Source organism: Paludifilum halophilum (assembly GCF_002245355.1).
Classification (GTDB): Bacteria; Bacillota; Bacilli; order Thermoactinomycetales; family DSM-45169; genus Paludifilum; species Paludifilum halophilum.
In genome coordinates this window covers 335,190-345,095 of the sequence record NZ_NOWF01000004.1, presented here as the reverse complement: position 1 = coordinate 345,095, position 9,906 = coordinate 335,190, and the positions used below count along the sequence as shown (strand labels likewise).

The following is a 9,906-nucleotide window of genomic DNA, read 5'->3' as shown; positions in this document are numbered from 1 at the left end:
TATCTTCAGAAATGGAGCCAATGGTTTCGATGTAGAAACGACTGTTCCAAAGATGCCCTCCCCAAAGTTTCTGTTTTAAATGGGGGAATTTTAAGAAACATTTTCGTGCGGAAATTCCTTTTAACATATGTACGAGGGAGCCACCTTTGGATGAGCGGAAGCAAATACATGGACATGATCTTTCTCACCCACTTCCATCATGACAACTTCAAAGCCCTTTTCCTCCGCGATCTCTTGAAAAAGCTCTGTCAGAAAGGATTCAATTTCCATATCCAGTACTTTTCTGCGGTATTTGACGGAACAAACGATATGATCATTGATGTTATAGACACAGGTTCTCGCATGCTTGATGTTCTCTTTTCCCATCCATGTAGTATAGTGAAAATAGTGGGAGTTGGCTATATTTCACGCGATTTCCCCTCGACATATGGTCTGATTGTCTACCGACATTGTCGGACTTGCGGGGGGTTAACACCCCCCTCGTCCGACGCTCGCTTTCATCTACTGCTCCATCTGGTAACCAAGTTAGGAGGGTGGAGGCCGGCGTAGATCCTTTGCACTCAGGAGAGCACAAGTCTCACCAAGGTCGCTCCGCTTCCCGGTCTCACTATGCGTTTTTTGCAAGAGATCGGAGACGGCCTACCAGCCCGACCACCCCCAGCAAGGGATCAAACAGATCAAAGTGGCCTGAAGGGGCACTACCCCATTAAAATGGGGAGGATTCCCGCTCGCATATCCTAAAACGAGGGCCGCACTCAAACCAGCCGGCCCCCCCCCCGCCAATAATCGCCACATCGAGTCGTTGGTTTTCCATGTATATGACACATCAATAGACCTATGATATCCATAATTAAATAACAAGAAGTGTATCACTTCTTGTTGACTTAACGCTGGAAAGCTTCATCCAGTACCGACTGGATCGTGTGTTCCCGCAAGTATTGATACAGATGCTCTTCGGCGCCGTCCATCACCTTTTTAACTAGGCATTCGCTCTTTCCTTGACAATCCCGATCCCGTTCCGCGGCTCCCTCTTCAGCTAACAACCGATGTTGCTGCGAATTCAAAGTCGAGCATTCGAACAGCTGTTGCCGACCTTCAATCACCTGAATAACCTCAAGAAATGTAATCTGCTCGGCCGGCCGTGCAAGCTCATAACCGCCGTTCACTCCCGGCACAGCGCGTACGATTCCATCCCGCCTCAGCTTGGACATGACTTTGGATAAGTAGCTTTCCGAAACGCCAAGTGTGGCAGATAACTCCTTAATTCCAATGTTATGGCGATGCTCCGAGTGAGCCAAATGAATTAAGGCGTGCAGGGCGTAATCGGTGCTTTTGGAAAACTGTATGTTTACTTCCTCCCTTTCCAAGATTATATTTATTATGGACCTTTGATGTCCATAATAAACGATTCGTCTCCAATAGGCAATGATCGAATGGACAAAGCAAGATGTGGGGACAAATGCCCCAACCTAAACTGTATATATTACAGGTATCTCGGACCACCCTTCAGATCGGGTCTGAAAGGTGGATTTCCTTTGGTGGAGCATAGCGGGCTCGCCGCCCATCCCGTTAAGGATAGATAAGTATAACTCCAAGTGATGTAGGTACAATCTAAAAGGAAAGATTGTCATTACACAATACACAGTTGAAAAACATGCCTTTTTTAAAGTCATCGCACCAGTATGTTATCTAACGAATGAGGACTTACACCCCTATTTGATGAAAATGGGGTGTGTAACAGTGTCTCATCTGGATAAATTAATATCGAAAGTGCTCGAAGGGCATCTCGTAATTTATCACAAACATCAGTTCTATACCCTGAATCTTTTATTTTACATAAAGGTGTACGGTTACGGAATCCGATTTTTCGGTTGTACATGGACTTTTTGTTTTGTACGAATATTACTTAACCCGATATCTTGATTTTTAACCCTTACATCCAGTTGCCCATCCTGAAAAAAGCCGGACAGGCGTACATATCGACCAATCCCCAAAGGATAAAAAAGCGAAAGGGTTTATACAGCTTTAGTGCAGTATAATAACTTACTTTTTTAAAGTATAGGTACTATAATTAATTAGTGAATAGATTATTTCAAGTCACTATTCGTGGAGGAGGCGAAGTGTTGATCTTATCAAATTCTCAAGGGATGAATACCAAACAAAAATAATTTCTTGTTTTTCTGTTAAAATAGGCACCTCCTTGAAAGAAGGGGAACAATAATATTCACAGTCGGATGACAAAAGTAAAATTTATGGAGGTCTTAACATGCAACTGACAGGCATTCACCATGTTTCATCACTCACCTCGAAAGCTCCCCAAAACGTGAATTTTTACACGCAAACGTTGGGCATGCGGTTGGTCAAAAAGACGGTCAATCAGGACGATACCTCGTCGTATCATTTGTTTTACGGTGATGAACGCGGTAACCCGGGAACAGAATTAACATTTTTTGATATCCCCAATCTCGCTCCCACATATCCAGGCACCAGCAGTATATCCACCATTTCGTTACGGGTCCCAAACCGGGAGGCCCTTCACTATTGGCAAGCGCGATTCCACTCGCTCCAGGTGGATCACGATGAAATTCTCTACCGGGCAGGCCGGGAATCGCTTGCATTCCGGGATTTTGAAGGGCAACGCCTCGTGCTGGTTGTCGAGGATGAAAATGAAGGGGTTCCCGGTGGTGTACCGTGGGAGAAAAGTCAGGTTCCGGTACAGCATGGCATTCGCGGCTTAGGCCCGGTTGCGCTAACCGTATCTGATGCTGAACCGACGGTTCGATTGTTAACTGATGTGCTGAGATTCCAGCCAGCTGGTCAATATCCGTCAACTGTTGAAAGTCAACCTGATGTGCTTGTTTTCGCCACGGGTGCCGGGGGGACTGGTGCAGAGGTTCATGTTGAAGTACGACAGGATCTTCCGCAGGAGCGTCTGGGACGCGGTGGTGTCCATCATGTTGCCTTCCGGGTCCCGAATGAACAAGAATACAAAGAGTGGTTGGAGCGATTGGAGACCGCCGGCATCCATACCTCCGGGCCAATCGATCGTTATTACTTCCGTTCGATCTATTTCCGTGAACCGAACGGGATCCTGTTTGAGCTTGCGACAGATGGTCCTGGATTTACGATGGACGAAGATTTTGAACATCTTGGGCAAAAGCTTGCGTTGCCCCCATTCCTTGAACCGCAACGGGAGAATATCGAGGCCAGGCTACAGCCGCTAGAGGCAATAGATACAAAAAAGACTTTTTGATAAGTTTTGAAAGTCTGGATGAGACGGATCACCATCTTAGGGTTACCACTTGAATCGATGACATTCCCATTCGTTGTGGAATAGAAAGTGGTTAAATTTCAAATTTGCAACCCTTCTTGCCTTTTCTTAAAATGTTAATTTGTCATGATCCTGAACCATATGGAGGTATTACCATTATTTTCAAAAAAGAACATATGTTCCGGGTCCGATAAGAGCGATTCCAATGGCTATGGTAATAAGGATTAAATTGTATTCAAAAACCGTTCACGGTTTCAGTGATCCAATAACCATATCTCCAGTGTACTGTAAATATGGCGACTAACATGGTAACAACAATGAGAAAAGCTCCTACAACGGTCAAAATACCGACAGTAAATAATATTCCTCCGACAAGTTCGCTAATCCCGGCTATAAAAGCCATTTTATATTATTTTCCTGATGATTTTGCGAATGTTTCTCATCCCCACCTTGCGATTACCACCCGGTTGCCACCACCCTGGGCCAGCCAGGAAAAATAAAAATGGCGGTAGAAAGGGATATTCCCTTCTCTCCCGCCAATGGGGGTTGATGGGAATGGGTGGATAGGGCTTTAGCGATTTTTATAATAACGATGGACATTGTACAGAGGCCAGTCCCAGAACTTCGCCCCCTGGGCTGTCACGAAGCGATCAAACCATAACTCAAAGTTTAAATCGAGCGGCTTGGCGTCTTCAATCAGGCTCGACTCCCACCAAATCAAATAATCGGGTTCTCCTTTTTTGATCTTTTGTCCATCCAGTAAGAGATAACCCCCATCCTGATAACCGATCGGGTACCATGATTCTGGGTGTAAACCGGGCACCTGATTTTTAACAATTTCCGAGACGCCGTAGAGTTCAAACTGCCCCCCATACCAAGGTTGAAAGAGGATGGATCCGTTATGAATGCGTAAAAAGGCTTGGTAATCCTCGGGGAGTTGAAGCCCCGTCGATTGAATGAAGCCCTCAATTTCTTCATCAGTTGCGGCTTCTTTGAATTGAAACTCCATCTCTTCCACATGCCCATTTTCATTCTGAACGGTTAACTGGTTGTCGACCAATCGTTTTTTCAGGCCCGAGAGGGTTTTTTCAACCAGCGACGTGGTCATACGATTTCCCCCTTAAAAAATATCTGCACCTAGTATAAACCAGGTGCAGATGGGTTTTCATGCTCAATAGTTGGTCCACCAAGGTGTCACGTTCCGTTGATGAAATTCACGTTTTAGAGGGATTAAGTTAGCAAAATTGTTCTGTCCACCATACTCTCGAGGGATGATGTGGTGGATATCATAGTCGGACCAATTGAAACTGGGATCCTTTTTCTTCGGATCGCCGTAGGTATCAATGTATTGCTTGATGTATTCTCCTCGTTTTTCATTGTTCCATTCCACTCGTTCCTCAGGAGGGACTTGTTGCATTTGAGTAGTAATCGGCATGAACATTACTTTGTCCGAAAAAGGATCTTGGTAAAGCTGTGGATATAAAGAGTCTCCATGACATTTCGGTGGCAGCGTATTGTCGGCAGGATTGTAATATTCGCAAGGATATTCAAAGGCTTTTTTGTTTGCTAATAAAGGCCCCATGGTTTCCGAATGACTATCTGAGTCGAACAAAAAGTCCACGGTGATATCTGTGTTTACCCGATAAAACTTTGTATTTTCAACCTTGGTTACAGTGTTTTCGACATCACCTTCTGAGTATTGAAACCAATTCCAATCGACGTTAATAGCTGTGAAATCTTCGTTGAAAGGCCCCCGTAATTCATTCGAGGTATTGACATCGATGTCGGCTTTAATGTTTAGCGCACCAATCCCATCCGTATCAACGACCATAAATGTCGTCAAAACATAACCGTCTCCGGGATAACCGTTATTCTCTCGGGGAGGGGGAATAAACGTTACTCCCCACGCAAGTTCAACCGCTTCCCAACGAATTTTTCTCTGGGAAGTGACGGGCTTTTCGTCATGGATTTCAACAGTTTTATTTTTTTTATCGACCACAGCATATAACTTCTTGAGATTGACCGTCATCCCGTCAATGTTGTACTTTCCCTCTTCGCCTTTTTTTATGGCTTGCTCAAATGCTGAAGCAGCCTGTTTTTTAATTTCTTTAGGAGCTTCAGCGGTAGCCTCGGAAGCAAACGCATCTGTAGGCAAAAAGGGAGTGACGAACAAGGATAGGACCAAGAACAGACTGAGCCATTTTCTTCTCATGTAACCCCTCCAAATTTTCTTGTGGATGCAACAGCTACATTTCTATTCCATAACAGAAGCAAAAATAAAACAATCGACGGTAAGTCGCACAAATAGCCAAAATATGAATGTAAACCAGTATTAAATCGCTTAGATAAATATTTTCTCAAAATTCCCCGCATTCCCAAAACTTATACAAGGGGATTATTCGTTTAATTAAAACATAGAGTTCCAAAACATCTACAGATCACTCAGTGTTGAGGAACAAAAAACAATGGTACAAGAGATTATTGGGACAATTTACGTTAATGCCTACAAAGACAGTCCCAGACACCCAGACATTGAGGTTCATATTGAATAATAAATAAGAGATCGCTTCTTAGATCCTGAGATCTCTTCAAGTCGATTCAAAACAAAAAATCCACCCTTCAGATTAGGTCTGAAGGGTGGATTTCCTTTGGTGGAGCATAGCGGGCCTGAAACCAATCGTCTCAAAACACGAACAAATCAATATTTGCGGGGGCATTTGATGTTTTTGACTACGTGTTTGACTACACTTGATAAAATCTCAAAGATAGAAGCGATTACTTCTTGAATCGTTACTCAATTTCTTCTTTTTCTATTTGATTAAGGCTCTTTCCTCTATATTTCCATTGTATTCTTCCATTTTCTGCACCTCCTGAAATAGCAGCAGCTGCATAGCTTGGACTTGTAAAAATGTAGTTTTCTTCGAACCGATATAAATCCCCTTGTTCTGTTCGTTTCATAATCCCTTTTTCAATGAGAGTCTGTCGCATCGTTTTAATTGATTTTCCAGCTGAAGGCCTATTTTCAATAACTGCCGTTGATCCTTTCAAAACAATATATTTATCATCTTCGATTTTCATCCTTGCTGTTGCATTTTTTCTTGTAAACTCAAATATTTTTTCTTGTTTTTGGATGTCTTCTTGACTGTTTGACATTCTTTTAGACTCTAATATATCTATACCTATGGATGATAAAATCAATTGAATCGCACTTAAAAATTGTTCCATCTCGGCATTGTCTACTTCAGATAAAGTAGGCTTTGATGGTCTGTTTCCATTATCCAATTTTACGTTTCCCGCATCATCCGCTAGTCTGCATAACTCTGATTCAAGATATTGTATTTGTGTTTTCGTGATATAATCATCTTTTGAAGTAAAAACAATGGCCTCATCCCAAAATTCTTTTTGTTTTCCTCCCAAAGAGTGTGACTTTAATCGTTCCCCGACGATTTCGCCTTCTCCTATATAAACCGTTGTTTCTTCCGGTGTTGCGATATCATTTCCAATCAATAAATAACAGCCTGCTTTTCGTGATTCTTCTCTTAGTAAAAACTCTTTCAGTTTTGATCTAGGAAAGATGGTCGTGTATATCGTCATATTGGAGATTTCTACCGTTCTAAGTCCATTCGGATTCCCATCGACTAAAAACAAACGTATTAATTTCCCTGACACCTCAATCACTCCAATATGTTTAAAACATTTAAACGTGAATTACGGGAGTGTTTATTGACTTCGTTTATTTATAACTCTTGAACACTTAAACCTTTAAACGCTCGTCCTAATGCGATTTCACCGATCTGTTTAATTGTGTTCCTTCCATCATTCATCGTATAGAATTTAACCCCTTTAATTTTTACATCTTCTGTTTCATCTTCAAACATGATTTCAGCTTCTTGTTCGTTTATATAGAGCAGTAAGTCCTCTTTCCACTGTTCCTCTTCCATATCCCTTCCTTTTGGTTCAATAAATATTTGGACGATGAAATCGGCATTTTTTAAGTACAAAATAAAGTCTGGTTGAAATCCTTCTAATCGTATCTCATTATGATCATATCCAAATTGATGTAATTTTAACTGGTGATTTTTTGCCGATTCACGATGCATATTTTCGTCCATTCTGATGAGATACACGTCTGAATACTGTTCTTTAAACTCATTCACTCGTTCGCCGATTCGATCGATTAACTGTTTTTCCGTTTGGTTAATAATGGCTGAGTCATAAACAAAATAATCTTCTTTCATTTCAAACCGCTGTACTTTTTGTGGGTTTGTATCCATTAAGATTCTTGACGTATCGTAATTAGGAACACGTTTTCGATAGTTCGTGATATACTCCTTGATTGGATAGCCGATAAATTTATTCGTGCCACGACGTTTGTTATAGCCGGCTTTAATTTTTTTTGCCACATCCATGAAGTATGCTTCTAGTATCTTAAGTTTTTCATTCGGTCGAAGATCATCTTTTGTCATCGAACGTGGAACGATGGCATAAACCGTCCGATTGTACAGATTTAACCAATTTTCACCTAAAAACTGTTCTCTTGATTTGAGTAAAGGGATGTATTTTTTCAAATTATGAAAGTGATAGAATGAGATACGATTCATCACTTTATTGACATAACGTTTATCAAATTCAACGGCAACATGATGGGTATTCGTCACATCGCCTGTTACTTCACGATCTTTATAATCTAATTCTTGAGAAGAGAAAAGATAAGGAATCATAATATCTTTTTTGTTATCTACGCCATACTTTTCCAGCGAATCATAATAATCATCACTCACTTCAACGGTTTCGTTATATAGACTCTCGGCATTCGAGTCTAGATAAGGGGGAATTTACCTAAAAACTAACACTTACGGACTGGAAAAAATGGAAAATGAAAACCATTTTCAAAAATGGGCATACCCATCCAATTTTCAAAGTGGCCTTTTTAAAACTCAGGCTGCCGATGGGCAGATCGTCCGCTTGAGTGAATCCCATTCTTCTTTCTGGCTGACATACCATGCGTCCATGTGCTGGCAAATCATAATGGCATAGATGCGCATGTACCACATCATGGTGGAACGATGTCTTCCGGATTCGAGTTTGTAGTCGATCTTCTCTCGTTTGTTGGAACGCTCAATGGAGGTGCGGCGCTTGTAAATCAGTTTCCACTTATCCGAATCCCTTGGGGTTTTGGGAAACAGCCTTGGATCATCACTGGTTTTTGTATAAAAGGTCCGTCCATACTTGGCCGAAGAGCAACCGCAATGGGGTGAACATCTCCATTTGCGACGATGGAGTTTGCGATCGGTTCCATTCGGTCTCATCCAGTTTCCATTTGGACAGATGGGAATGCCTTCGGGAGAAATCTTGATGTCACTTGAACCCTTGCTCTGGATGTTCTTCTTGGAACGAATATTCAAATCAATAAAGGGCTCCATGCCTTGGTGTTCCAGGAGAAGATAGATGGATTCGGCATCATGAGCGGCATCCAGAAGCATTTTGTCTACCGTGCCCAAGGTGAAACGTTGCTTGAATTCAACCGCACTCATGACCAGGCTGACGGCATCATGCCGGGAAGCTGGCTGCAGTCTGGGGTATAAAGGCAAATCGTGTTCACTATCCGCCGCAGAAATCATGTACATGTGGTAACCGTTGAAGTACTTTTCTCTGGCGCTGTCCCACCCCGAGTCGCAGTCGGGTTGGGAGTAAACACGAGGATGGTTGCAATGAGCTATACCGCGGGCACGACAATCACAAATAGGTTTGCTCCGGGGATAGGCGGCAGTGGTGATCGGTGTACCATCACCGGCAGCGCTGAGCGCTGAAAGATCCCCGAGTAAACCGAGTTTTGCCGACACAGCAACGATTTGCGATTGGAAAAAATCGAAAAGGCGATCCGATGGAAGAGCAGATTTGATGTCAGAATGACGCATCATCCATTGGACTAAGCGATGGACTCTGCCAGTTGTAGTGGTTGGTGCTTTCTCCCCTTTCTTTTTGCCTTTCTTGGTTTTTCGCTTGCGCCTTTGTTGTTTCTTGGACTTCAGATGCGGGTCGACTGCGGGCCAAAGACGGCTGAAGAAATCGTAGAAGGTTCCCACACCGGGAATGTTGTCCAAAGGAAAACCGCTGAGAAGCGCGTAGATTGGAGTACGCTTCATTTCGTTCACCCATTCGGTGAGACCCTTTTCCGGATTTGTCATCAGAAAGAGGAGAAAGGAACGGAACATTGAGGCGGGGTCGCGCGACTCGGGACCTTGATTGGAATAAACGGGTTGAAGCAATGTGGTGAGGTAGGAGAGATCGGTGTTCCAAAGTTTCAGAACAAGCGGCCAATCCTTGTTGACGATCACGATGCCCGGACCGTAATGAAAGCGAAGTTGTTCAAGCAAGAAAGACTGATAAGAAGAATGTGGAATCAAAACAGGTTTCATCCTAAAACCCCCAAAAATGGATAGTAAGGGAAAAAACAAACCCTTCTCGAGCCATTGTTTAGGGGGAAATGAAAAGTCAAGTGTATTTCAGATGTTTCTATGACAATATTCCGACACATTATTTCCAGTTCGGAATGTTGCTCAAAATAAAAAAACCTCCTGCAAAGTGGGAGGATTGAGAAATGGGTGGAACGAGGAAAACCTTGCCCCACCTGC

At 42.8% G+C, this 9,906-nt stretch carries 8 protein-coding genes and 1 pseudogene; 1 reads left to right on the top strand and 8 read right to left on the bottom strand.

From position 1 onward, the window contains the following. Positions 1 to 120: 120 nt before the first annotated feature. Positions 121 to 366, bottom strand: a complete 246-nt coding sequence (gene tnpA / locus CHM34_RS20175) for an IS200/IS605 family transposase (RefSeq protein WP_206093772.1) — start codon at positions 364 to 366, stop codon at positions 121 to 123. Positions 367 to 884: 518 nt separating this feature from the next. After that, positions 885 to 1,346 (bottom strand): RrF2 family transcriptional regulator, encoded by a 462-nt coding sequence (locus CHM34_RS08835; protein WP_094264253.1) that lies wholly within the window; start codon positions 1,344 to 1,346, stop codon positions 885 to 887. A gap of 920 nt (positions 1,347 to 2,266) precedes the next feature. Here CHM34_RS08835 and CHM34_RS08830 point away from each other — a divergent pair. Beyond that, a complete protein-coding gene (locus CHM34_RS08830; protein ID WP_094264222.1) occupies positions 2,267 to 3,253 on the top strand; it encodes a ring-cleaving dioxygenase in 987 nt (328 codons plus the stop codon). Between the two features lie 180 nt (positions 3,254 to 3,433). On the opposite strand, the pseudogene CHM34_RS08825 reads toward CHM34_RS08830, so the two are convergent. The 6 genes and pseudogenes from CHM34_RS08825 to CHM34_RS08800 form a co-directional block, all read right to left on the bottom strand. After that, positions 3,434 to 3,674: pseudogene (locus tag CHM34_RS08825) on the bottom strand (DoxX family protein); the annotation flags it as partial. Between the two features lie 168 nt (positions 3,675 to 3,842). Next, the gene (locus tag CHM34_RS08820) at positions 3,843 to 4,379 is read right to left on the bottom strand and encodes an SMI1/KNR4 family protein (RefSeq protein WP_094264221.1); all 537 of its coding nucleotides are present in this window, start codon (positions 4,377 to 4,379) and stop codon (positions 3,843 to 3,845) included. A 63-nt stretch (positions 4,380 to 4,442) separates the two neighbouring features. Further along, entirely contained in the window at positions 4,443 to 5,483 is a 1,041-nt protein-coding gene (locus tag CHM34_RS08815; RefSeq protein ID WP_094264220.1) for an HNH endonuclease, read from the bottom strand. A gap of 578 nt (positions 5,484 to 6,061) precedes the next feature. Then, positions 6,062 to 6,940, bottom strand: a complete 879-nt coding sequence (locus CHM34_RS08810) for a GIY-YIG nuclease family protein (RefSeq protein WP_094264219.1) — start codon at positions 6,938 to 6,940, stop codon at positions 6,062 to 6,064. A gap of 68 nt (positions 6,941 to 7,008) precedes the next feature. Next, on the bottom strand, positions 7,009 to 8,052 hold the full coding sequence (locus CHM34_RS08805; protein ID WP_240511941.1) for an HI_1054 family type III restriction endonuclease: 1,044 nt from the start codon (positions 8,050 to 8,052) through the stop codon (positions 7,009 to 7,011). A gap of 156 nt (positions 8,053 to 8,208) precedes the next feature. Then, entirely contained in the window at positions 8,209 to 9,690 is a 1,482-nt protein-coding gene (locus CHM34_RS08800; protein ID WP_094264218.1) for a transposase, read from the bottom strand. Positions 9,691 to 9,906 lie beyond the last annotated feature (216 nt).

Bases quoted from the DNA above. Each gene is read 5' to 3' on its own strand.
- tnpA (WP_206093772.1), bottom strand. From the start codon at position 366: ATGGGAAAAGAGAACATCAAGCATGCGAGAACCTGTGTCTATAACATC.
- CHM34_RS08830 (WP_094264222.1), top strand. From the start codon at position 2,267: ATGCAACTGACAGGCATTCACCATGTTTCATCACTCACCTCGAAAGCT.
- CHM34_RS08820 (WP_094264221.1), bottom strand. From the start codon at position 4,379: ATGACCACGTCGCTGGTTGAAAAAACCCTCTCGGGCCTGAAAAAACGA.
- CHM34_RS08815 (WP_094264220.1), bottom strand. From the start codon at position 5,483: ATGAGAAGAAAATGGCTCAGTCTGTTCTTGGTCCTATCCTTGTTCGTC.
- CHM34_RS08800 (WP_094264218.1), bottom strand. From the start codon at position 9,690: ATGAAACCTGTTTTGATTCCACATTCTTCTTATCAGTCTTTCTTGCTT.